17 protein-coding genes, 1 tRNA gene and 1 other RNA gene are annotated in these 23,477 nt (G+C 66.8%); 7 read left to right on the top strand and 12 right to left on the bottom strand.

The window, feature by feature from the left end:
* Nucleotides 1-14 precede the first annotated feature (14 nt).
* Together LL236_RS06760 and LL236_RS06755 are read left to right on the top strand one after the other, a co-directional pair.
* Nucleotides 15-88: transfer RNA gene (locus LL236_RS06760), tRNA-Pro, on the top strand.
* Between the two features lie 197 nt (nt 89-285).
* Nucleotides 286-1,062 carry an HAD-IIB family hydrolase gene (locus LL236_RS06755; RefSeq protein WP_228178000.1) on the top strand — a complete coding sequence of 259 codons (777 nt, stop codon included), beginning with the start codon at nt 286-288 and terminating at the stop codon, nt 1,060-1,062.
* On the opposite strand, the gene LL236_RS06750 is transcribed toward LL236_RS06755, so the two are convergent.
* A complete protein-coding gene (locus tag LL236_RS06750) occupies nt 1,043-1,750 on the bottom strand; it encodes a FadR/GntR family transcriptional regulator (protein ID WP_228177999.1) in 708 nt (235 codons plus the stop codon). The two genes, LL236_RS06755 and LL236_RS06750, sit on opposite strands and share 20 nt — an antisense overlap.
* A gap of 104 nt (nt 1,751-1,854) precedes the next feature.
* Between LL236_RS06750 and LL236_RS06745 the strand changes: the two genes are divergently transcribed.
* Nucleotides 1,855-2,697, top strand: a complete 843-nt coding sequence (locus LL236_RS06745) for a DUF1295 domain-containing protein (protein ID WP_228177998.1) — start codon at nt 1,855-1,857, stop codon at nt 2,695-2,697.
* 21 nt (nt 2,698-2,718) lie between these two features.
* On the opposite strand, the gene LL236_RS06740 is transcribed toward LL236_RS06745, so the two are convergent.
* The 4 genes from LL236_RS06740 to LL236_RS06725 all read right to left on the bottom strand — a co-directional run bounded on the left by LL236_RS06740 (nt 2,719) and on the right by LL236_RS06725 (nt 7,414).
* Nucleotides 2,719-3,372, bottom strand: a complete 654-nt coding sequence (locus LL236_RS06740; protein WP_228177997.1) for a thymidine kinase — start codon at nt 3,370-3,372, stop codon at nt 2,719-2,721.
* 32 nt (nt 3,373-3,404) lie between these two features.
* Nucleotides 3,405-4,880 (bottom strand): malate:quinone oxidoreductase, encoded by a 1,476-nt coding sequence (locus tag LL236_RS06735; RefSeq protein ID WP_228177996.1) that lies wholly within the window; start codon nt 4,878-4,880, stop codon nt 3,405-3,407.
* Nucleotides 4,881-4,932: 52 nt separating this feature from the next.
* Nucleotides 4,933-6,003 carry an aspartate-semialdehyde dehydrogenase gene (locus LL236_RS06730; RefSeq protein WP_228177995.1) on the bottom strand — a complete coding sequence of 357 codons (1,071 nt, stop codon included), beginning with the start codon at nt 6,001-6,003 and terminating at the stop codon, nt 4,933-4,935.
* Between the two features lie 124 nt (nt 6,004-6,127).
* Entirely contained in the window at nt 6,128-7,414 is a 1,287-nt protein-coding gene (locus LL236_RS06725) for an aspartate kinase (protein WP_228178037.1), read from the bottom strand.
* A gap of 122 nt (nt 7,415-7,536) precedes the next feature.
* Here LL236_RS06725 and LL236_RS06720 point away from each other — a divergent pair, with 122 nt between their 5' ends.
* Nucleotides 7,537-8,970 (top strand): threonine/serine exporter family protein, encoded by a 1,434-nt coding sequence (locus tag LL236_RS06720; RefSeq protein ID WP_228177994.1) that lies wholly within the window; start codon nt 7,537-7,539, stop codon nt 8,968-8,970.
* Nucleotides 8,971-8,994: 24 nt separating this feature from the next.
* On the opposite strand, the gene recR is transcribed toward LL236_RS06720, so the two are convergent.
* The 7 genes from recR to ffs form a co-directional block, all read right to left on the bottom strand.
* On the bottom strand, nt 8,995-9,588 hold the full coding sequence (gene recR / locus LL236_RS06715; RefSeq protein WP_228177993.1) for a recombination mediator RecR: 594 nt from the start codon (nt 9,586-9,588) through the stop codon (nt 8,995-8,997).
* Nucleotides 9,589-9,590: 2 nt separating this feature from the next.
* Entirely contained in the window at nt 9,591-11,690 is a 2,100-nt protein-coding gene (locus tag LL236_RS06710) for a DNA polymerase III subunit gamma and tau (RefSeq protein ID WP_228177992.1), read from the bottom strand.
* A gap of 20 nt (nt 11,691-11,710) precedes the next feature.
* Nucleotides 11,711-14,254 (bottom strand): glycoside hydrolase family 65 protein, encoded by a 2,544-nt coding sequence (locus tag LL236_RS06705; protein WP_228177991.1) that lies wholly within the window; start codon nt 14,252-14,254, stop codon nt 11,711-11,713.
* The gene (locus LL236_RS06700; protein WP_228177990.1) at nt 14,251-15,036 is read right to left on the bottom strand and encodes an HAD family hydrolase; all 786 of its coding nucleotides are present in this window, start codon (nt 15,034-15,036) and stop codon (nt 14,251-14,253) included. Before LL236_RS06700 ends, LL236_RS06705 begins: the two co-directional genes overlap by 4 nt.
* A gap of 127 nt (nt 15,037-15,163) precedes the next feature.
* Complete coding sequence (locus LL236_RS06695) at nt 15,164-16,396, bottom strand: acetate kinase (protein ID WP_228177989.1); 1,233 nt, start codon at nt 16,394-16,396, stop codon at nt 15,164-15,166.
* Nucleotides 16,393-18,576: a phosphate acetyltransferase gene (gene pta / locus LL236_RS06690; protein WP_228177988.1), complete on the bottom strand. Its 2,184-nt coding sequence runs from the start codon at nt 18,574-18,576 to the stop codon at nt 16,393-16,395. Before pta ends, LL236_RS06695 begins: the two co-directional genes overlap by 4 nt.
* A 105-nt stretch (nt 18,577-18,681) precedes the next feature.
* An RNA gene (gene ffs, locus LL236_RS06685) (signal recognition particle sRNA small type) lies at nt 18,682-18,778 on the bottom strand.
* Between the two features lie 142 nt (nt 18,779-18,920).
* On the opposite strand from ffs, the gene LL236_RS06680 reads away from it, so the two are divergent.
* From LL236_RS06680 to LL236_RS06670, 3 genes are read left to right on the top strand one after another with little or no spacing between them, the layout of a single operon-like run.
* The gene (locus LL236_RS06680; protein ID WP_228177987.1) at nt 18,921-19,934 is read left to right on the top strand and encodes an AAA family ATPase; all 1,014 of its coding nucleotides are present in this window, start codon (nt 18,921-18,923) and stop codon (nt 19,932-19,934) included.
* Between the two features lies 1 nt (nt 19,935).
* Nucleotides 19,936-21,156 carry a DUF58 domain-containing protein gene (locus LL236_RS06675; protein WP_228177986.1) on the top strand — a complete coding sequence of 407 codons (1,221 nt, stop codon included), beginning with the start codon at nt 19,936-19,938 and terminating at the stop codon, nt 21,154-21,156.
* A 47-nt stretch (nt 21,157-21,203) separates the two neighbouring features.
* The gene (locus LL236_RS06670; RefSeq protein ID WP_228177985.1) at nt 21,204-23,441 is read left to right on the top strand and encodes a transglutaminase family protein; all 2,238 of its coding nucleotides are present in this window, start codon (nt 21,204-21,206) and stop codon (nt 23,439-23,441) included.
* Nucleotides 23,442-23,477: the final 36 nt, after the last annotated feature.

The raw sequence follows: 23,477 nt of genomic DNA, 5'->3' as shown, positions 1-23,477 counted from the left end.
TCGAACGGTTGCCACGGGGTGTGGCGCAGCTTGGTAGCGCGCGTCGTTCGGGACGACGAGGCCGCAGGTTCAAATCCTGTCACCCCGACGCATTGTCTTGCGGGAGCCGACCAGAAGTCGGCTCCCGCAAGACAATGATCGCGGTGACTAACGGGCCCCAGCGCCCGAGGCTCCGCACGACGCAACGCGGCGTGTGGAGTGGCCCTGGGGCGCACCCCGACCATCGAGCAAGATCACAACAATCAAGACCTGACGGTGTCGTCGCCCCCTCCCGGAAGGATCCTGATGGCCACCCCTCCCCGCCTGGTTGCGTTCGATCTGGATGACACTCTCGCTCCCTCGAAGAGCGCGATCGATCCGCGCATGGGCGATCTGCTCGTCGCTCTCGCCGCACGCGTCGAGGTCGCGATCATCTCGGGTGGGCAGCTCGCGCAGTTCACGATGCAGGTCGTCGACCGTCTTCCCGAGGCCTCAGCTGACACGCTCGCTCGGCTGCACCTGCTCCCCACCTGCGGCACGCAGTACTACCGGCTGAGCACTGACGGTATCGACACGATCTACGCCCACTCGCTCGCCGACGATGAGAAGCAGCGCGCCATCACCGCCGTCGAGGAGGAGGCCAAGCGTCTGGGGCTGTGGGAGTCCGAGACCTGGGGCGAGATCCTCGAAGACCGCGGCTCGCAGATCACGTTCTCCGCCCTCGGGCAGCAGGCCCCTGTCGACGCGAAAATGGCCTGGGATCCGACGGGTGAAAAGAAGAACCGGCTCCGCGAAGCAGTTGCCGCTCGCGTGCCAGACCTCGAGGTGCGCTCGGGCGGATCGACATCCGTCGATATCACCGCGCGCGGAATCGATAAGGCCTACGGGATGCGTCAGCTCGCCGATCAGACCGGCATCGCGCTCGACGACATGCTCTTCGTCGGTGACCGTCTCGACCCGGACGGCAACGACTACCCCGTGCTCGCCATGGGCGTCACCTGCCAGGCTGTCGAGGGCTGGGAAGACACCGCCGAGTTCCTCGAGGCGCTCATCCCGACGCTGCCTACTCCGTCGGAGCGGTAACCGTCGCGTAGTAGCCGCGGATGTGGTCGGTTACTGCGGCACGCGCAGCTTCGGCCTGGCCCTCGCCGATGAGCTCGACGATCCGGTGGTGCTCGTGGCGCAGGCGGGAAGCAGCGCCGTCCCAGTCGGCGATTCGACGGATGCCCCGCGCCACATATCCCTCAATCGCGTCACGGAGGCCTCCCATCATCGCCACCGTGACGCCGTTGCCTGCAGCTTCGGCCAGCGCAAGATGCAGTTGGGCATCAAGGGCGACGAACTCTTCGGGGCTCAGCGACTCGTCATCCATCGCGGCCAGCACCCGCTGAACGTCGACGAGCACGGGCGACTCTGCGGACGCGAGGTCGGCAACGACAGCCGATTCGAGCGCAATACGGGTCTGGACGACATCCTCGACTGCGAAACTCTGCGCCGCCAGCTGCAGCCGCAGCAGCGCCGACATGCCGCCGGACGGCGTGCCGATGATGATCGCACCGGCAGTCGGGCCTGAACCCGTCCCGGTGCGGATCAGCCCCATCACCTCGAGCACCCGCAGCGCCTCGCGAACACTCGATCTGCCGACACCGAGGGTCGTCGCCAACTCGCGCTCGGGCGGCAGGCGGTCGCCGGGACCGAGTTCTCCACTCATCAGATCGCTCTCGATCCGATCCAGCACGATCCGCCAGGCCTTGGCCGGGGCATCCGTCACAGGCACTCCTTCGTCTGCCTCAGGCTACCCAGTGGTCTGACCACCACCAAACGCGCACGCGCGATGACCACGCAAAACCCCTGCGCCGACGCTAGCGTGGGGGCATGGATCCCCTCCTTGTCGTCATCGGCATCGCCGCCGCTGTCTCACTGTTCTGCTGGGTCGCCTCGATCATCACGAAAGACACCTCGTGGGTCGACCGGCTGTGGTCGATCGTGCCCGCAGTCTACGTGTGGGTGTTCGCGGTCGCCGCACTCGTGGCCGGCGAGGATGCGACGCGTCTGGTGGTCATGGCGGTCCTCGTCACCGCCTGGGGTGCACGCTTGACGTTCAACTTCGCCCGCAAGGGCGGCTACACCGGGATGGAGGACTACCGGTGGGCGATCCTGCGGGCCCGGATGTCGCCCGCGCAGTTCCAACTCTTCAACGTGTTCTTCATCGTGCTGTACCAGAACGCGCTGCTCGTGCTGATCTCCCTCCCCGCCCTCATCGCGTGGCAGAATCCGACGCCCTTCACCGGATGGGATGCCGCCTTCGCCGCACTGTTCGTGCTGTTCCTCGCCGGCGAGTTCATCGCCGATCAGCAACAGTGGGACTTCCACAAGGCCAAGCACGCTGCGGGCGGTACCCTCGAGCCCGGATTCCTCACTACCGGACTGTGGCGCTACAGCCGGCATCCGAACTTCTTCTTCGAGCAGGCGCAGTGGTGGGCGTTCTACGCGCTCGGCGCCACAGCGGCCGTCACCGCCGGCGCGGGACTCTGGGGCGGCGCCATCAACTGGACGATCATCGGCGCCGCACTGCTGACCGTCCTGTTTATCGGCTCCACAGTGTTCACCGAGTCGATCTCGGCATCCAAGTACCCGGAATACACGCAGTACCAGCGGACGACATCGATGCTGGTACCGCTGCCGCCGCGTCAGCGGCCTGCCGAAGCCAACGCCTGAGGCCGCCGCGGACGGAGGGGCTCAGCGTCCGTCGATGCGCCCGCCGGACTCGCGCAGGTAGCACTCGGCGCACATCGACTCGTACGTGACCCGGTCTGTCGAGAGCTCGTCGATCGCGACCTGATCACCGTCGAAGACGAACCTCCCGCCGACCAGACGGGCGTTGAAGATCGCCTTACGGCCGCACCGACAGATCGTCTTGAGCTCTTCGAGCGAGTGGGCGAGCTCAAGAAGCCGTCGCGATCCCGGGAACGCGTGGGTGCGAAAGTCAGTGCGGATGCCGTACGCGAGCACCGGTACACCATCGAGCACGACGATCCGGAGCAGATCGTCGACCTGCTCGGGTGTGAGGAACTGCGCCTCGTCGATGAGGAGACATGCGACATCCGTGCGACGGCCTTCGGCTTCGGGAACGAGCGCTTCGTTTTCGCGGCGAACCAACTGTTCCCGGTGGTGCGCGAACAGCTCACGCAGGTCAGCGACGGGAGGGATGAGGAAGTCCACGGGACGCGTCACACCGAGCCGGCTCGAGATGTGATCGGCTTCCTTCGTGTCGATTGCGGGTTTGGCCAGCAGCACGTGCTGACCGCGCTCCTCGTAGTTGTACGCCGCCTGCAGCAGGGCGGTGGACTTTCCGGAGTTCATCGCTCCGTACCGGAAGTACAGCTTCGCCACGTTCGGATCTCAGCTCGACGGATAGGCGAGCATTACGCCTTCAGCGCGAGGACGTTCGCGGTCTCGGCAAGGGTCTGCTGCGCGGCATCCGGGTTGCTGTTGAGGTGCCCGCCGTAGCTCGGGATGAGGTCGCGCAGCGTCCCCTCCCACTCGTCGATGCGGTCGGGGAAACTCGACTTCAGGATGCCCAGCATGATCGCCACGGCAGTCGAGGCACCCGGGGAGGCACCCAAGAGGCCGGCGATCGTGCCGTCGGCCGAACTCACGACCTCGGTGCCGAACTGCAGCACGCCGCCCTTCTCGGGATCCTTCTTCATCACCTGGGCGCGCTGGCCGGCGTTCAGGAGCATCCAGTCCTCGTCCTTGGCGGTCGGCATGAAGGTGCGGAGGCTGTCGACCTTGCGCCTCTTGTTCTTGAGGAGCTCTCCGATCAGGTACCGGATGAGGCTTGGATTGTCGATTGCGACCTTGATCATCGGCCACAGATTGCCGGGGCGAACCTGGGCGATGATGTCGAATATCGAGCCGCGCTTGAGGAACTTCGGACTGAACGTCGCGAACGGTCCGAACAGCAGCGAGGTCTCACCATCGACGACGCGAGTGTCAAGGTGCGGCACCGACATGGGCGGCGCACCGACGGATGCCTGCGAGTAGACCTTCGCGCGGTGCTGGGCCACCAGGGCGGGGTTGCTGGTCTTGAGCCACTGCCCACCGATCGGGAAGACGCCGTATCCCTTGATCTCGGGGATACCGGATTTCTGCAGAAGCTTGATTGCCCATCCGCCCGCGCCGACGAACACGAAGCGTGCCCGCGTCTTGCCGGGAGTGCGACCGACCTGGTTGCGCCACGACACCTCCCAGGTGCCGTCCTTCAGCTTCTTCAGTCCCGTCACCTGGCGGTCGGTCACGACCCGACCACCATGCTGCTTCAGGTTGTCGAACAGCTGTCTGGTGAGGGCACCGAAGTCGACATCCGTGCCGGCCGGGACGCGCGTCGCCGCGAACGGCTCGTCGCTCGCGAGACGCTTCTGCATGAGCAGCGGAGCCCACTGGTTGATGACCCGAGAGTCTTCGCTGTACTCGATCCCGGCGAACAGCGGCTGCGTCTTCAGCGCCTCGTAGCGGCGCTTGAGGTACGCGACATCCTTCTCGCCGCGCACGAATGTCATGTGCGGCGTCGAGTTGATAAACGTCGACGGTTCGTCCAGGATGCCGCGCTCGACCAGCGATGCCCAGAATTGGCGGCTGAGCTGGAACTGCTCATTGATCGAGATCGCCTTGGCTGGATCCACGCTGCCGTCGGCTGCCGCCGGCATGTAGTTCAGCTCGCACAGGGCGGCATGCCCCGTCCCGGCGTTGTTCCAGGCGTTTGAGCTTTCCAGGGCGACATCGCCCAGCCGCTCATAGACCTCGATGGTCCAGTCGGGTTCGAGTTGGGAGATGAAGGTGCCCAGGGTGGCGCTCATCACACCGCCACCGATCAGCAGGACGTCGACGGGTTCGGTCACCGGTCAAGTCTACGGGCGGCTGGAACGATATCTCGACGTCGAGAGATCGGGATCAGACCTGTGCACCCAGACGCGCGGCGACCAGCTCAGCGATCTGAACGGCATTGAGCGCTGCACCCTTACGGAGGTTGTCGTTGCTGATGAACAGCACGAGCCCCTTGCCCTCGGGAGCGGACTGGTCGGCGCGGATGCGTCCCACGAAGCTGGGGTCCTTGCCTGCGGCCTGAAGCGGCGTCGGCACCTCGTCGAGGCTGACGCCCGGAGCGTCGGCGAGGATCTCCCGCGCACGTTCGGGCGTGATCTCGCGCGCGAATTCGGCATTGATGCTCAGCGAATGCCCGGTGAACACGGGAACGCGCACGCACGTTCCCGCGACGCGGAGGTCGGGGAGCTCGAGGATCTTGCGGCTCTCGTTGCGGAGCTTCTTCTCTTCGTCGGTCTCGTTCTGGCCATCGTCGACGAGGTTGCCGGCGAACGGGATGACGTCGAACGCGATGGGCGCAACGTACTTCTCGGGCTGCGGAAAATCGACAGCTGAGCCGTCGTGCACGAGGCGCAGGGTGTCGCCCTGGGCGAGCACACCCTCGACCTGGCCGAGCAGCTCCTGCGCGCCGGCAAGGCCCGAGCCGCTCACTGCCTGGTAGGTCGAGACGATGAGGCGTTCGAGCCCGGCTTCGGCATCCAGCACCTTCAGCACCGGCATCGCGGCCATCGTCGTGCAGTTGGGGTTCGCGATGATTCCCTTGACCGCCTGGTCGATCGCGTGCGGATTGACCTCGCTCACGACGAGGGGAACCTCGGGGTCCATGCGCCAGGCGCTGGAGTTGTCGATAACGGTGGCACCAGCCGCCGCAAAGCGCGGTGCGTGGGCACGGCTGCCGGTCGCTCCGGCCGAGAACAGGGCGATGTCGATGCCCGCCGGGTCGGCGGTTGCGACGTCCTCGATGATGACGGTGTGACCGCCGAACTCGACAGCGCTGCCGGCAGATCGAGCGGTGGCGAACAGCCGCAGCTCCCCGATCGGGAACGACCGCTCCGCGAGAATCTCGCGCATCACGGTGCCGACCTGGCCGGTGGCGCCGACGACGGCGACGGAGAGTCCTGAATCGGAGATGCGGGTCATTGTGCTTCCTCGTCCGTTCCGCTGTCACAGAACGATGCGCACGGCGGTCGTGGACCGCCGTCTGTGACAGTGGAGCTGGTGCGGTGCGAGCCGCGGGTGGTGCGACTGCGGGGTTGCAGAGAGTTTAGCGGCCGGTGCCGGCGTAGACGGTGGCGGCACTGTCGGCATCCAGCCCGTAGGCGGTGTGCACGACGCGAGCCGCCTCGGCGATGTCGGAGCCGCGAAGCACCACCGAGATCCGGATCTCGGAGGTCGAGATCATCTCGATGTTGATCCCCGCAACGCTCAGCGCCTCGAAGAGGGTCGCTGATACGCCCGAATGCGTGCGCATCCCCGCACCGACCACCGAGAGCTTGCCGATCTGGTCGTCGTGCACGAGGCTTTCGAAGCCGACCTCGCTCTGGTCGGCGGCGAGCGCCTTCAGCGCCGGCGCGGCATCCTGCTTGGGGAGCGTGAAGGAGATATCGGTGCGTCCGGTGGCGGCAGCCGACACGTTCTGCACGATCATGTCGACGTTCGCACCCGACTTGGCGACGATCTTGAAGATCTCGGCTGCCTTGCCGGGCACATCCGGGACGCCGATGACGGTGATCTTGGCCTGACCGAGGTCGGTGGCGACCCCCGCGACGATGGGTTCTTCCATGGTGACTCCCTCCGGAGCATCGGGACGGGACTGGCCCGGACCCAGGACGTAGGTGCCCTCGCTCGAGCTGAACGTCGACCGGGCATGAATGAGGACGCCGTGACGGCGGGCATATTCGACGGCGCGGATGTAGAGCACCTTCGCACCATTGGCGGCGAGCTCCAGCATCTCTTCGCTGGAGACGACATCAAGCTTTCGCGCCATCGGCACGACGCGCGGGTCGGCGGTGAAGATCCCGTCCACGTCGCTGTAGATCTCGCAGACGTCGGCCTCGAGGGCCGCTGCGAGCGCCACAGCGGTCGTGTCGGAGCCACCGCGGCCGAGGGTCGTGATGTCACGGGTGTCTCGGTTGAAGCCTTGGAATCCGGCGACGATCACGATGGCGCCCTCGTCGAGAGCCTCGCGGAGTCGAATGGGAGTGACATCGACGATGCGGGCGGCGCCGTGCGTGGCATCCGTGATCATGCCGGCTTGGCTGCCGGTGAACGAGCGCGCCTCGAAGCCCATCGACGAGATCGCCATCGCCAGCAACGCCATTGAGATCCGCTCACCGCTCGAAAGCAGCATGTCGAGCTCGCGCGGAGCGGGAATCGGTGCGACCTGGCCCGCGAGGTCGAGAAGCTCGTCGGTCGTGTCGCCCATGGCGCTCACGGCGACAACGACGTCGTGACCGGCACGACGTGTGTCGACGATCCGTTTGGCGACGCGCTTGATGCTCTCGGCGTCGGCCACCGACGACCCACCGTACTTCTGGACGATCAGCGCCACATGCAACTCCCGGGATGACAGGCTCGGATGCCGAACCCAGCGACCCATTCTACGGAGGCGCACATGCCGAACACGTCATGGGGACCGTCGGCGCCAGGTAGCACCGGAACGCGGCACGTAGGGTGGACGAAGCCATCCGTGACGACCTGGGAGCTTCCGCCATGCAACGTCGGCGTCGCCTACCGAATCCACTTGGCCGCCTCTTCCGTATCTCCGCAGACGCCTACCCGGCGACCGAAGCGCTTCCGATCGTCGATGACGCCGCTGCGGTGCGCATCCTCGACTTCGCCGTCCGCTTGGGCGAGACGATGCTGGTGACTGGGGCTCCCGCCTCAGAGGTGACCTTTGCGATCGTGCGCGCCGCCGGCGCGTACGGTCTACATCCGGTGCACGTGGATGTCACATACAACTCGATCACTGCTGCCTATCACCGCAGTGGCGAAGACCGTCCGATCACGCTTTTGCGCGTTGTCCGGGCGGCGGCTCCCGACTACGAGAAACTGCTGCGACTGCAGGCGCTCCTGAACGAGGTCACGAGCGGCCTTGCGCTACCGGAGTCGCGGGCGCGCCTGACCGGGATCCGACGAACACCTTTCTCCCGTCGACCGATCATCGTGGTCGCAGCGCAGGGCCTGCTCGCCGTGGGCGTTGCGATCATGTTCGGCGGCAATCCCGTTGTGACGGTTCTCGCGTTCCTCGCTGCAGCCCTCGCCGCGCTCACACAATTCGGTCTCGCGCGGGCACGGGTGCCGTTCTTTTTCAGCCAGATCACCGCCGCCGCAGTCCTGACGCTGTTCGCATCGCTCGCTCCCGCGCTGGCTGGAACAGGCCTGCCGGGCGCCGCTGACGCACGCCCCTCCGTCATCGTCGCCTCAGCGATCGTGTTGATGCTCGCCGGCCTCACCGTCGTGGGAGCAGCCCAGGATGCGATCGACGGGTTCGCCCTCACCGCATCGGGACGCATCCTGGAACTGACCACTCAGACGCTCGGCGTTGTCATCGGCATCCTGGTGGGTCTGCAGGTCGCCAGCCTTATCGGGCTCACCGTCGATCCTCCGAGCGAGGCTCTCCCCCTCGGCGCCATCCCGCTGCAGTTCCTGGGCGCCGCACTGATCGCCGTATCGGTGGCGGTCATCAACGGGTCAGGGATGCGGATCATCCTCGTCAGCGCGGCACTAAGCGTCGCAGCCTGGACCGGCTACCTTCTGGCGTCGCTCATCGGCCTCGACACCGCCGCAGCATGCGGCGTGGGCGCCCTCGCCGGCAGCTTCATCGGCATCCTGCTCGCCTACCGCCTCCACGTGCCGTCGGTAGCCGTGACGGCGGCAGCCATCTTGCCAATGGTGCCCGGTGCGATGGTCTTCCGGGGCCTGCTCACGCTGGTGCAGTCAGGTGAGGACCCGGCTCACATGCTCGTGGGGTTCGGGACACTCGTGAACGCCGGAGTGATCGGTATCGCACTGGCTGTCGGCGCATCACTGGGCATCTACCTCGGGCAGCCGGTGCGGGCGACCCTCACGAGTGTCATGAACGCGCGCGCCCGGTTCCGCATCTGAGAAGCCGGGTTCTGCTGACCCGACTCAGATCGAGCGACGACCCTCGAAGGCGCGACCGAGCGTGACCTCGTCGGCGTACTCGAGATCACCACCGACCGGCAGACCCGAGGCGAGTCTCGTGACTGTGATCTGCAGGGAGGTCAGCAGGCGCGACAGGTAGGTCGCTGTAGCTTCACCCTCGAGGTTCGGGTTGGTGGCAAGGATGACTTCCTGAACCGTACCGTCGGCAAGTCGCTGCATGAGCTGCGCGATGCGCAGATCGTCGGGACCGACACCCGCGATCGGGCTGATCGCCCCGCCGAGGACGTGGTAGAGCCCGCGGAACTCGCGCGTGCGCTCGATCGCCGCGACATCCTTCGCGTCCTCGACGACGCAAATCAGCGTCTGGTTGCGGCGAGGGTCGCGGCAGATGCTGCAGCGATCCTGCTCCGATACATTGCCGCAGAGCTCACAGAACCGAACCTTTTCCCGCACCTCGGCGAGCACCTGCGACAGTCGCGACACGTCGAACGACGGGGTCTGCAGGATGTGAAATGCGATGCGCTGCGCCGACTTCGGCCCAATACCGGGAAGCCGACCGAGCTCGTCGATGAGGTCTTGGACGATGCCGTCGTACATGCTCAGCCGAACCTCGTGGGTGATGCGTGCGGTTCTTCACGGATGAAGCGCGCCCCCAGCAGCTGGCGCACCACCGCTTCCCCGTAGCGCTGCGTTCCGTCGGGAGCCCGGGCGATCCGCTGCGCGACGACGGGCGCCTGCTCGGGGGCGATATCCAGATCGGCACCCTCGCTGTCATCATCGTCGGCTGAGGGCTCATCAGCGTCGAGGACGTCGCCCTCCCGGGGAGCCGGAAGCTGCACAGCGAGACCGACCGGCGCATCCTCGGGCTCGTCATCGACCGCGAGAGAAGACGCAAGGACCGCGGTCGGCGCTTCGGACGAAGGGATGGGGGCGACCGCCCAGTCCGTCACGGCAGGAGCTGCGGCAGCTGCTCTCGCTCCGCCGCGAGGCTGCGCTGTCGTTCCGCCGCCACGAGGCGGGGCCGGCGTGCCGCCTCCGGGCTGTGCACTCGCGCCGCCGCCGGGCTGCGGCGTGCGGGGCGCCTCGCCCGGGCCCGGCCCGCCAGAAGGCCCGCCGTCTGAAGGGCCCGACGAGTCCGAGGGACCGCCCGCGGGGTCGTGCTTGGCAAGGTACTTCACCCGGATGCCGAGAACCTGCTTGATCGCGGTGCGAAGATCCTCGCTGGGTCCTGCGCCGGCAAGAAGATGCTTGAACTTGGCGACGTCGGAAGCGTTCGCGAACGTGAGGGTGAGCACGTCGCCCGAGAAATCGGCAACTGTCGCGACAGACACCAGCAACCATGACGAGCGACTGATGCTCTCCAGCGCGGCAAGTACCGCAGCCCACCGCTCCCGAACCACGTCCAGCGTCACCGGCTCGGTCGGTGGCGCGGGAGGCACTGTCGCAACGCTCGTCTCCGAAACGCTCGCTTCCGTAGGCGCGGGCGAGGGAGTGGGAGCAGCGGCGGGCGCCGGGGCAGCAGCGGCCGCAGGGGCAGGGGAAGCAGCTGGAGCGGGTGCCGGGGCAGCGGCCACAGGGGCAGAGGAAGCAGCTGGAGCGGCGGTGGCCAGCGCCAGAACGCGCGCGCACATGAGCTCGAGCTGCAGTCGCGGTGAGGTGGCACCGGTCATCTCGTCGAGCGCGGCGACAACGACATCCGCTGTGCGCGAGAGCCGTTGAGCGCCGAACCGGTCTGCTTGCGCCGACATCCGCTGGAGGTCTTCGGGGGATGCGCCGCGTAGCACTGCTGCGGCGCCGTCCCCCGTCGCGGCGACGACGATGAGGTCGCGCAGCCGTTCCAGAAGATCGTCGACGAAGCGGCGCGGGTCTTGCCCGGTCTGTACAACCCGGTCGACGGCGGCGAAGACGGCGCCGGCGTCGGATGCCGCGAGGGCGTCGACGATCTCGTCGAGAAGCTCGGCATGCGTGTACCCGAGAAGTGCGACCGCGCGTTCGTACGTGACGGCGCCTTCCGAGCCCGCGATGAGTTGGTCGAGCAGCGACAGCGTGTCTCGCGGGGACCCGCCGCCGGCGCGGACGACCAGGGGCAGCACACCGGGATCGACGACCACGCCCTCGCTCTCGCAGAGCGAGCCCACATACTCGAGCATCGCCGCCGGCGGGACGAGTCGGAACGGGTAGTGGTGCGTGCGCGACCGGATCGTGCCGATGACTTTCTCAGGCTCGGTCGTGGCGAAGATGAACTTCACGTGATCGGGAGGCTCTTCGACGAGTTTGAGCAGGGCGTTGAATCCCTGCGGCGTCACCATGTGCGCCTCGTCGAGGATGAAGATCTTGAACCGATCACGTGCGGGTGCGAAGACGGCGCGCTCCCGCAGATCGCGAGCGTCATCGACACCGTTGTGGCTGGCAGCATCGATCTCGACGACATCCAGGGATCCCCCGCCGCCGCGTCCGAGCTCGATGCAGCTCTCGCACGTACCGCAGGGGGTGTCGGTCGGTCCCTGGGCACAGTTCAGGCACCGCGCTAGGATGCGCGCCGAGGTCGTCTTGCCGCACCCGCGAGGCCCGGAGAACAGGTAGGCGTGCCCGACGCGGTCGCCCCGCAGCGCGGTCATGAGCGGTTCGGTGACCTGACTCTGCCCGATCATCTCGCCGAACGCCTCGGGGCGATACCGGCGGTACAGGGCGGTGGTCATTCGTCCAGCCTAGGGCGTGGTCACGACATCGGGTCAGCGGCCTGCGGCAGCTGATCCGGCACGCTCTCGAACGTCTCCGGCGACCCCACGATCGGGATCGAGGTCGTGACGACCGGCACGGATGCCGACAACAGCGACCCGTCGTCGCGGGTGACATCCGCGAACTGACGAATCGAGGGTCGGCCGGGAATCACCGGACCCTGATCGGCAAGCGGAATCATCAGCTCTTGCTCGGGGTCGATGACGTACTGAGCGCCCCGCACCGAGAACGAGACGCTCTGCCCCGGCCCCGCCGCGAACCACATCCGGTCGCGGGCGATCGTCACCTGCAGCCGCGTGCCCTGCCAGTGCAGCGTGAAGGAGAGCTCCGGCCAGTCGGCAGGCAGCCGCGGATCGAAGCTCAACTCCCCGAAGTGGTCGCGCATACCTCCGAATCCACTGACCAGCGCGGTCCAGACGCCACCGGCCGAGGCGACGTGCACGCCATCCGCGGCATTGTGATGCAGGTCGCCGAGATCGACATAGATCGAGTCGAGGAAGTACCTCAGGGCGAGGTCCTGGTAGCCGACCTCGGCAGCGAGGATCGCCTGCACGACTGCCGACAGCGTCGAGTCCCCCGTCGTCAGGGGGTCGTAGTACTCGAAGTCGGCCAGCTTCTCTTCGGCGGTGAAGTGGTTGCCCTGCAAGAACAGCGCCAGCACCACGTCGGCTTGCTTGAGCACCTGGTACCGGTAAATCACCAGCGGGTGGAAGTGCAGCAGCAGCGGCCGCTGGTCGGGCGATGTGTTCTCGAGGTCCCAGACTTCCTTTTCGAGGAAAACGGCGTCCTGGGGGTGGATGCCGAAGGCATCGCTGAACGGGATGTTCATCGCCTCAGCCGCGGCCTCCCACGCCTCGACCTCGTGCTCCCCCAGGCCCAGGCGATCCACCATGAGGCGGTAATCCTCGGGAGCGTCCAGGGCCATGTCGCGCAACGTGTGGGCAGCGAAACGCAGGTTGAAGCGAGCCATGACGTTCGTGAAGAGGTTGTCGTTGACGACTGTCGTGTACTCGTCGGGCCCCGTCACACCGTGGATGTGGAACGACCGCTCGGAGTCGAGTTCCGTCTCACGCCAGAACCCGAGGCTCGCCCACATCCGGGCGGTCTCGACGGCGATATCGACGCCTTCGCGATAGAGGAACTCGGTGTCGCCCGTCGCCCGCACATACTTCGCGAGGGCAAAACTCACGTCGGCATTGATGTGGTACTGAGCGGTGCCAGCGGCGTAATAGGCCGAGGCCTCCTCACCGTTGATCGTGCGCCACGGGAAGAGCACCCCGGCCTCGTTGAGTTGACGCGCGCGCCGACGCGCGGCGGGAAGCATGAGGTACCGCATCCGCAGTGCGTTTCGCGCCCACTGCGGGGTCGTATAAGCCAAGAACGGCAGCACGTAGATCTCGGTGTCCCAAAAGTAGTGACCCGAGTAGCCCGACCCCGAGACACCCTTCGCGGGGACGCCGAGCCCATCGGCCCGCGCGGCAGCCTGGGCGAGCTGGAAGAGGCACCAGCGGGTCGCCTGCTGCAGATCGTCATGGCCGCCGATCCGAACGTCCGAACGCTCCCAGAACGCATCCAGCCATTCGCGCTGGCGCGTGAAGAACGTATCGACGCCCTCGGCCTCCGCGCGGTCAAGGGTCCTGCGGCACCGATCGACCAGTTCTCGCGCGGGAACACCGCGCGAGGTGTGGTAGCTCACGAGCTTGGTGACGGTGACCGGCACGCCGGCCTTCGCCCGCACCCGGAACACGTTCTTGGCGATGTCGGGTTCGATCAGGCGCCGCGGGTCGTACTCGTTGTCGGTGGTGATGATGTGGTCGGCGACGACCGCGATCGTCATCTCCGATTCGGTGGCCTTGTAGGCAAGCGCCGATCGCGCGCCGTCCTGCCAGTACTCCTGTGGTTGGAGTACGCGCTGGTGGATTCGCTCAGCCCTGCGAGGATCGAAGCCCGCCTTCTTGGGCGCGACGGGAGTGCCGCCATAGACATCCTCGCCGTCTTGCCGGTTGATGATCTGACAGCTGATGGTGACCGGAGCATCGGCGTTCAGCACCGTGACGGTCTGCCGCAAGATCGCGAGGTGCTTCTCCTCGAACGACACCAGCCGCGCGTCCTCGATCAGAACCTCTTTGCCCGACGGTGTCACCCAGAGGATGCGTCGACGCATGACACCGTCGCGCATGTCGAGGACGCGCTCGTACTCGCGCACATCGGCGATGTCGAGCGACAGCGGCTCGTCATCGACGTAGACCCGCATGATCTTGGCATCCGGGGCGTTGATGATCGTCTGGCCCACCTCGGCGAACCCATACGCCTGCTCCGCATGCCGGATCGGGAAGACTTCGTGGAAGCCGTTGATGAAGGTGCCGTGCTCGTGCGCGAAGCGACCCTCGGGGCTGTTGCCCCGCAAGCCCAGGTAGCCGTTACCGACGGCGAAGAGTGTCTCGGAGACCCCGACCTCGTCGTGCGAGTAGCTCGTCTCGACGAGCCGCCATGGGTCGATGGGGTAGCGATCACGATCGATCACGCGGACTCCTCCGGTTCGGGTGCGAGAGCAGCGGTAGGGATGCCGGCACCGTCGCCGTCGAGGAACTCGGCCAGATCGGAGACCACCACGTGTGCGCCAGCGTCGCGCAGCACCTCGGCTCCGACGCCACGGTCGACGCCGACCACGAGCGCGAATCCGCCAGCAGCCGCGGAACGTACCCCTGACAGGGCATCTTCGACGGCCGCGCTGGATGCCGGGTCGACACCGAGCATCGCAGCAGCCTCGACGAACACGTCGGGGGCGGGCTTGGAGGCCAGCCCGTCGCGTTCGGCGATGACGCCGTCCATGATCACCTCGAAGCGATCGATAATGCCGGCGGCCGTGAGCACTTCCCGGGCGTTCTTGGAACTCGAGACCACCGCGATCCGGGTACCGGCATCCCGCAGCACGTCCAGCAGCGCGAGCGAGCCCGGATACGGCGCGATTCCTTCGCTTCGCAGCACGCTCTCGAAGACAGCGTTCTTGCGGTTGCCGATGCCGCAGACGGTGTCGATCTCAGGCGAGTCGCTCGGGTCGCCCCAGGGTACTTCGACATCACGGCTCCACAGCAGGCTCGCGACGCCGTCATAGCGCTTCTTGCCGTCGAGGTGCTCGAAGTAGTCGCGCTCGGTGTACTCCGGCGTGATGTTCCAGGTCGCGAAGAGCTCCTGGAACATCGCCTGCCATGCGTGCATGTGCACTTCGGCGGTCGGCGTCAACACCCCGTCCAGATCGAAGAGCACCGCGTCGTAGGCGGTGAGATCGGGAAGAGCGTCGGCCACAGGAAACCTCCCGGCGGGTGGCGATGTCGAAAGCGTTGGCACGAGCCATGGCAACAGATCGGGTGCGGCTGACGCCGTGGTGCAAGCGTAGTAGTTCGGCCTTGCCGCGACGCTGGTTTGCGTGTCGTCAGCGCTGCGCGACGCCGAGAGTTTGCCGAGCGATCTCGAGTTCTTCATCGGTCGGAACGACCAGAACGCTCACCGCAGACGTGTCAGTGGAAATGCGACGGATGCCGCGCTCGCGCCGGTCGTTGCGCTCGGGGTCGATCTCCACTCCCGCGAACCCGAGGGTTTCGAGCGCCGCCGCGCGAACGATGGGCGAGTTCTCGCCGACGCCGGCGGTGAAGGAGATGACGTCCACGCCGCCCAGCTGCGCGAGATACGCGCCGGCGTAGGTGCGCAGGCGATGGATGTAGACGTCGAAGGCCAGCGTCGCCGCCTCATCGCCGTCCTCGCGCCGCTGTTCGATGTCGCGCATGTCGGAGGCCCCCGCCAGGCCGAGCAGTCCCGAGCGCTTGTTGAGCAGATCGTCGAGGTCGTCGATCGAGAGCCCCGCGCGTCGCGCAAGCTGGAACACGATGGCCGGGTCGACGTCGCCCGAACGGGTGCCCATGACAAGTCCCTCCAGCGGTGTGAGCCCCATGGACGTGTCGACCGAACGACCACCGTCGATCGCGGTGACCGAGGCTCCGTTTCCGAGGTGGAACACGATCTGCTTCAGGTCTCCCAGCGGCCGGTCGAGGAACGCCGCTGCGGCTTCGCTGACGAACTTGTGCGAGGTGCCGTGGAACCCGTACCGGCGCAGGCGATGCTGCTCGGCCAGTTCCCGGTCGATCGCATACGTGTAGGCGGCGGGGGCGAGCGTCTGATGGAACGCGGTGTCGAAGACCGCGACGTGAGGAATCGTGTCGAACGCTTCCTGTGCGGCACGGATGCCCTGCACCGCCCCTGGGTTGTGGAGGGGCGCGAGTACCGACAGGTCTTCGATGTTGATGAGCACCAGCGGAGTCACCAGCGTCGGCTCGAAAAAGCGCGCCCCACCGTGCACGACGCGGTGACCAACGGCGACGGGCGGATTCGCCTGCAGTGAGGGGCCGTGCGCAGCGAAGGCATCGAGCATCACCTGGAAGCCTGCGGTGTGGTCGGGAATCGGCAGGTCTCGCTCGGAGGTCGCGCTCACGAATGTCGGTGCCGGCTCATCCGGGGCGAACTCCGCCGCGGTGACGGTGTGACGCGCGTGACCGTTCTCTTGCCCGATCCGTTCCACGAGGCCCGAGGCGAGCACCGCTTCGTTGTCCATGTCGATCAGCTGGTACTTGAATGACGACGAACCGCTGTTGACGACGAGGACGACACTCATGCGGTGGTCCCTTCCTTCTCACTGGATGCTGGAGCCGAGGTGTCGGCATCCGCTTGGGCCTGAATCGCGGTGATCGCGATGGTGTTCACGATGTCGTCGACCAGCGCGCCCCGCGACAGGTCGTTGATGGGTTTGTTGAGCCCCTGCAGGACGGGCCCGATCGCGACAGCTCCGGCCGAGCGTTGGACCGCCTTGTAGGTGTTGTTCCCGGTGTTGAGGTCCGGGAAGACGAAGACTGTTGCGCGACCGGCGACCTGTGAACCGGGCATCTTCGCGGCGGCAACCGCCGCGTCAGCCGCTGCGTCGTACTGGATGGGGCCCTCGACGAGCAGTTCCGGCGCCCTGTCGCGGACCAAGGCGGTGGCTGCGCGCACCTTCTCGACATCCGCCCCCGACCCGGACTCCCCCGTCGAGTACGACAGCATCGCGACGCGGGGGTCGATCCCGAACTGCGCGGCTGTCGCTGCAGACGAGATCGCGATGTCGGCGAGTTGCTCAGAAGTGGGATCAGGGATCACGGCGCAATCGCCGTACACGAGCACGCGGTCGGCCAGAGCCATGAGGAAGACGCTCGACACCACCGAGACACCCGGCTTGGTCTTTATGATCTCGAACGCCGGACGGATCGTGTGCGCCGTCGTGTGCGCAGCGCCCGAGACCATGCCATCGGCCAGGCCCAGGTGAACCATCAGCGTCCCGAAGTAGGACACATCGGTGACGGTGTCGGCTGCCTGATCGAGCGAGATCCCCTTGTGGGCCCGCAGGCGCGCGTACTCCTGCGCGAACTGTTCGACGTAGTGGGGGTCGAACGGGCTGATGATCTGCGCTGCTGTCAGGTCGACGCCGAGCTCTGCCGCTCGCGTGCGGATATCGCCCTCATCGCCGAGGATGACGAGGTCGGCGATGCCGCGCGCGAGGACTGTCGCGGCGGCCCGGATGACGCGATCGTCGTTTCCCTCGGGAAGTACGATCCGCCGCCGATCCGCGCGGGACCGCTCCACGAGCTGGTATTCGAACATGAGTGGGGTGACGACTGACGACCGCGCCAAGCCGAGCGATCTGCTCAGCATCGCGGTGTCGACGTACTGCTCGAACATCGACAGCGCGGTGTCGTACCGCCGCTGGGATGCCGCGGCGAAGCGTCCCCGCGTATTGATGACCTTGACGGCGGTCTCGAAGGTGCCCTCATCGGTTGCGATGATCGGCAGGTTCGAGGAGACGCCATCCATCAGCCTGTCGATCTGTTCGGGCAGGGGGAACGGGCCGTTGAGCAGGATGCCGGAAATCGACGGGAACGTGCCCGAGGAGTGCGCCAGCAGCGTCGCCAGCAGCACCTCGGTGCGGTCGGCTGGGATCATGACGATGGAACTCTCACTCAGCCGCGGCAGCACGTTGACCATCGACATCCCCGCGATCACGACACCGAGGACCTCGCGCGAGAGCAACTCCTCGTCGCCTTTGATCAGGGTTCCATCGATCGCCGCCATAACCTCGCGCATCGTGGGGGCCACCAGGAACGTGTCCTCGGGAATCGCCCACACCGGCACGACACCGTCGGATGCCACGTGCTCGGGCTCGCGGGCGTGATCGATGACCTCACGCACGGATCCGACGACGTCTTCGATCCGCTCCGCATCCGCACGGTTGACGATCACCGCGAGGAGCCCCGCTCGTCCGTGGGCGAGCTCGGCCAGTGCTAGTGCGGTGATCTGGCCAATCTCCTCGGGGGTTCGCGCAGGTGACGACCCGAGCTTTTCCGCTTCGCCGGTTCGGCCGCTCATCACGAGCAAGACTGGGGCACCGAGATTTGCCGCGATGCGGGCGTTGTAGCCGAGCTCCGCGGGTGACCCGACGTCCGTGTAGTCGCTCCCCACGATCACGACGGCGTCACACTGCGCCTCAACGGCCTTGTAGCGCTCCACGATCTTCCCGAGAGCCGCATCGGGGTCAGCCCGCACCTCGTCGTAGGTCACACCGATGCAGTCGTCGTAGGGCAGGTCGACGCCGTCGTGCGCGAGGAGCATCTCAAGCACGTAGTCGGGTTCCGTGGTCGAGCGGGCGATCGCTCGGAACACGCCGACGCGTGGGGTGGCATGGCTCAACGCATCGAGCACCCCCAGGGCGATCGTGGACTTTCCGGAGTGACCTTCTGCCGAGGTGATGAAGATGCTCTGCGCCACCCCATCAGCCTAGGTGCGACCGCGGGGGCGCCGCCGGGTGCCTACCGGAGAAAAACCCGAGGCAACCGAATGTTCACGCCCCGTTGCGTCAGGACCACGCGGGCATGAAAAGACTCTCCGCGCACCCGGCAGAGCCTGGTTACCCTTGCTACGTTTCCGTCCTGGGGGAGTTGGCCTGGATGCCGCCGCGCGGAGAGCTTCCCCTAGTCTAACCATTCGTCCCGCCGGGATTCGCGGCGTCCTCCCAGAGCCGCACCCGGTCAGCCGAGGTTACGATTGTGCAACGACCGACGAGGCGCCGCATATCCGACGAGGCGGCGCGCGCACAGGCGGAGGGGGTCGGCATGACCGAGAGCGTCATCGGCGAGGAGCGGGTCACCGCAGAAAGCCCGCCAATCGCCGTGGAGCGCTTCGCCGAGGTCACCGACGCGATCCTCGGGGCAATCACATCCGTGATCGACGGCAAGCCGGAAGCGGCTCGCAGCGCACTCATCTGCCTGCTCGCCGAGGGGCACCTTCTTATTGAGGATGTCCCCGGAGTCGGAAAGACGATGCTTGCCCGGGCGCTGGCAGCATCCATCGACGCCGCGGTGCGACGCATCCAGTTCACGCCCGACTTGCTCCCGGGCGACGTCACCGGTGTTTCGGCCTTCAACCCCATCGAGCGTGAGTTCGAGTTCAAACCGGGTGCCGTGTTCGCCAACATCGTCATCGCCGACGAGATCAACCGCTCCTCCCCCAAGACCCAATCCGCACTGCTGGAGGCGATGGAGGAACGGCAGGTCACCGTCGACGGGCACACACACCTCGTGCCGCATCCGTTCCTGGTCGTCGCCACCCAGAACCCTCTCGAAATGGAGGGGACGTACGCGCTTCCCGAGGCGCAGCGCGACAGGTTCACGATGCGGATCTCGATGGGCTACCCGGATGCACGCGCCGAGACCCTCATGCTGCGCCAGCGTGAGACAGTCAACCCGCTCGAATCCGTCCGACCCGTCGTCACAACCCACGAGGTGGCTGAGCTGATCGTCGCGGCGCGGCATATTCATGTGGCGCCCGCGATCGAGGAGTACACCGTTTCCCTCGCTCAGGCGACCCGCGCTCACCCCGACCTGAAGCTCGGAGCGAGCCCGCGCGCGACGCTGCAACTCGTTCGAGCTGCCAAGGTGGCTGCAGCGCTGGAGGGACGATCTTTTGTCATCCCCGACGACATCACCGGCCTCCTGCATCCGGTGTTCGCCCACCGCCTGATCGCCACACGCGCAGCCGGCGGAGCCAACCACGGCGAAGCCGCGGTGGCGGATGCCCTCGATCAGATCGCGGCAAGCGCCCGCGTCCCGCTCGCCTCGCGGCGGTGACATGCGCTGGTGGCCATTTACGCCTCGGGGCACCGGTGCCCTGATCCTCGCCATCGCTTCGTTCGTGATCGCGGGAGAGACCGGCGTCGTCGAACTCATGTTCTTCGGTGTCCTCATGGTGGTGGTGTGTGCGGGGAGTCTCGCATCGCTCTGGTTTCGGGCGGCTCCCACCGCCACGCCTCGGCGGATCGTTCCCGACGTCTCGACGGTCGGCAAACCCACGACCGTCACGGTGACGCTCCGGCCGCCTTCGCGCATGATGGGCAGGTCCGGACGGTGGCACGAGCTCGCCGACCCGGTCTTCGTCGGCGAGCTTGAGGGCGACCTCAACTGGGGCGGGGCCGACAAGGCAGCCTCGGTGACATATAGCGTGACGCCCAGCACGCGTGGCACCTACGCTCTCGGTCCGCTGCGGGTCATCACCGAAGACCCCTTCGGGCTCGCCCGACGCGCGGTGCGCGTGATCGAAGCCGAATCGGTCCGGGTCGCTCCCGCGCAGGTCGAGGTAACGGCACTGCGGGCGATGACGGCGACAGCGGGTGGGGCGCTCCACGCCACCCACACGCAGCGCGGCCATGGCGTGGACAATCTGCTGGCCCGCCCCTACCAGCCAGGGGATTCGATGCGCCGCATCCACTGGCGTGCGTCAGCTCACCACGACGGACTCATGGTGCGCCAGGAAGAGAATGAGGCTGCACCGGATGCCGTCGTCGTGATCGACCGGGACGATGCGCGCTGGGGCGCCGGGGCCGCCGCAGCGCCCGGGCAGGATCCCGCTTTCGAGGCGGCAGTTGCCACTACCGTGTCGGCTGTCGCGCAACTGTCCCACGACGGCTACACCGTGAGCGTGCTCGAGAGCGACGGAACACCCCTCCACGAGCCCATCGAACCGGGCGAGAAAGCACTCCTCGACGCGTTCGCCGCAGATTGCGCAACCATCGTCGCCGGCACTGGGCACAACATCCATGACTTACCGCGCGCCTTCGCCCGCGTCGGCAGCGGCCCGATCGTCATCATTACCGGCACCCTCTCGGAGGCCGATGTCGCCGCCCTCGCTCCGATCGGCGCACACACGACCCTGCCGATTCTGCTGGCCACCGACGCCAGCGCTGACGCCTTCGACCGAGCGGCGGAGTTGGGGTGGCGGGTTCAGGCCATTCGCGTGGGCCCCGAGATGCCCGGCTGGTGGGACGACGCGCGAGACCAGGGTCAGAGGCGATGAGCTGGTCGACACGATGGAGAGCTGCTCGCAGGGCCCGCTGGCGGGGGATGCGAACCGGACGTTCTGACGCACTACTGACGATCGGGGTGATGGTCGGGATCGTTGCCGCCCTTCTTCCGGTGACGCGAGTCATCGCGCCCGGCGCCTGGATTTGGGGCACCCTCGCGCTGTCGGCGGCGATCATGGTCACAGGATTCTTGCTTCGCCGTACCCGGATGTCGGCGATCGGCATCAGCGCGGTCGAGCTTGCCCTCACGATCGGCGTTGTCACCGTCGTGTTCCTGCGAGAGACCGCGCTGTGGGGAATCATCCCGGTCTTTGCGAGCGTGGATCAGGCAGCGGGCCTCGTGGTCACGGCATCCGAGGAGATCTTCTACAGCGCGGCCCCCATGGTTCCGACCCCGGCCTTGAGCTTCTTGGTGGTCGGGGCAGCGGGCCTGTTCACGATTGCTGTGGATCACATTGCCTTGACAGCACGGATGCCGCTGCTGGCCGGTGTCGCACTGTTCACGGTGTCGCTGATCCCTGCTCTGACGGTGCCCAGCGCCGTCAACCTCTGGTCGTTCGCGCTGCTCGCGGCGGCTGTGTTGCTGTTGCTTCGCGCCGAGACCCGCGGCCGGGAACCGAGGAGTGGACGCGCGAGCGGCGCCTCCGCCGTCGCGGCAGGTATCGGAGCTCTCGCTCTGGTCGCGACCCTCATCATCACACCCTCGCTCCCCCAGCCCGGTCCCCGGGTCGCATCCGGAAGCGGTACCGCGGGAATCGACGCATCCCTCTCGCTCGGGCAGGATCTGCGTCGCCCTGAGCAGATCGAGGTCCTGCGGATGCGCTCGACCGCGCCTCTGCCTCCGTACCTGCGCGTGGCAACGCTCAGCGAGTTCACCGGCGCCGTCTGGCAACCCGATCGCACATGGTCACTTCCGCTGGACAGCTCCCGCGCCTTCGGGGAGGTCGAGGCGTCCCCCGGGATCGAGATTGCGGATTACCTCACGACTGTCGAGATCACCGATCTCTCGTCATCCTGGCTCCCGGTGCCCTTCCCCGCGGTGGACGTCGAGGGCCTGTCGGGCTCCTGGAACACGATGCCGCTCAATCGGACGGTGGTGGGCGAGAACGGCGCGACCCAAGGGCAGTCGTATGTCGTCGAAACCCGCGTTCCTGAACCAACTCTCGACCAAATCCGTGCGGCGGATGCCAACCCCGACCGGGTTCGGGAGACGGCATCCGCTCTGCCTGACAATCTTCCCGAGATCATCGCCCAGACAGCGCGAGAGATCACGGCTGGCACCACGAACGACTATGACGCCCTGATCGCGATGCAGTCGTGGTTCCGCGGGGCTGACTTCCGGTACTCGCTCGACGCCCCGGTTGAGCAGGGGTTCGATGGGTCAGGCGCTGATGCGGTGGCATCGTTCCTCGACGTGAAGTCGGGGTATTGCGTGCACTACGCGTCGGCGTTCGCACTGATGGCCCGAACTCTCGACATGCCCTCCCGGATCGTCGTGGGCTACCTGCCCGGCGTCAACACGAGCACCGTCGTCGACGGGCAGAACGTGCGATCGGTGCTCAGCGGACAGCTTCACTCGTGGCCCGAGGTCTACTTCGATGGGATCGGCTGGGTCGCGTTCGAACCCACCAACAGCCTCGGAACGGCGACGCGGTTCGGCTCGGCCACGGATGCCGCGCAGGATGATGCGGCTGGCCCCACGCCGACGGTGTCATCTGCGCCGTCGGCGACGCCGCAACCCACGCGGTCGGCCCTCTCCGAGAACCTCGACACCCCGAATGCCACGTTTCCCCTTCCCCTGCAGCGCAACCTGGCGGCGTTTGGCTGGGGAGCCTTCGCGATGGGGCTGCTTGCTCTTCTGGCGGCGCCGGGAGTTGTGGCTGAGCTGCGCCGACGGCGGCGGCTTGCTTCGGCCGCGCGCGGTGATGCGGTTGCCGCGTGGGCAATCGTTCGGGATACGGCGGTAGATCTCGGCATCCGCGTGGCAGGTAGCGACACCCCGCGGATGCTCGGGGACCGGCTCGTGCGAGAGCATGGCGTTGATGCGGATGCCATGTCCATACTCGTGTCGGCTATCGAACGCGAGTCGTATGCACTGGCAGGTGCCCGCACGGCGTCGGGGGCCCGGATTGGCGGTGAGGGAACCGAGCGCGGGACGCTTGTGCGTGCGGCACGAGACGTTCGGGGGCAGGTGATGCTGGCGGCGTCTCCTGCTCGACGCTCCATCGCTCTCGTCGCGCCGCGCTCGCTCGTGTTCGGCCTGTTCACCCGCGGCTAGACGAAAAAGCCCTGAGCCGCGACCCGTTCGTAAACG

This window comes from Microbacterium schleiferi, assembly GCF_020781975.1.
Classification (GTDB): Bacteria; Actinomycetota; Actinomycetes; order Actinomycetales; family Microbacteriaceae; genus Microbacterium.
The sequence above is the reverse complement of the archived record's forward strand: the minus strand, read 5'-3'. Positions and strand labels throughout refer to the sequence as shown.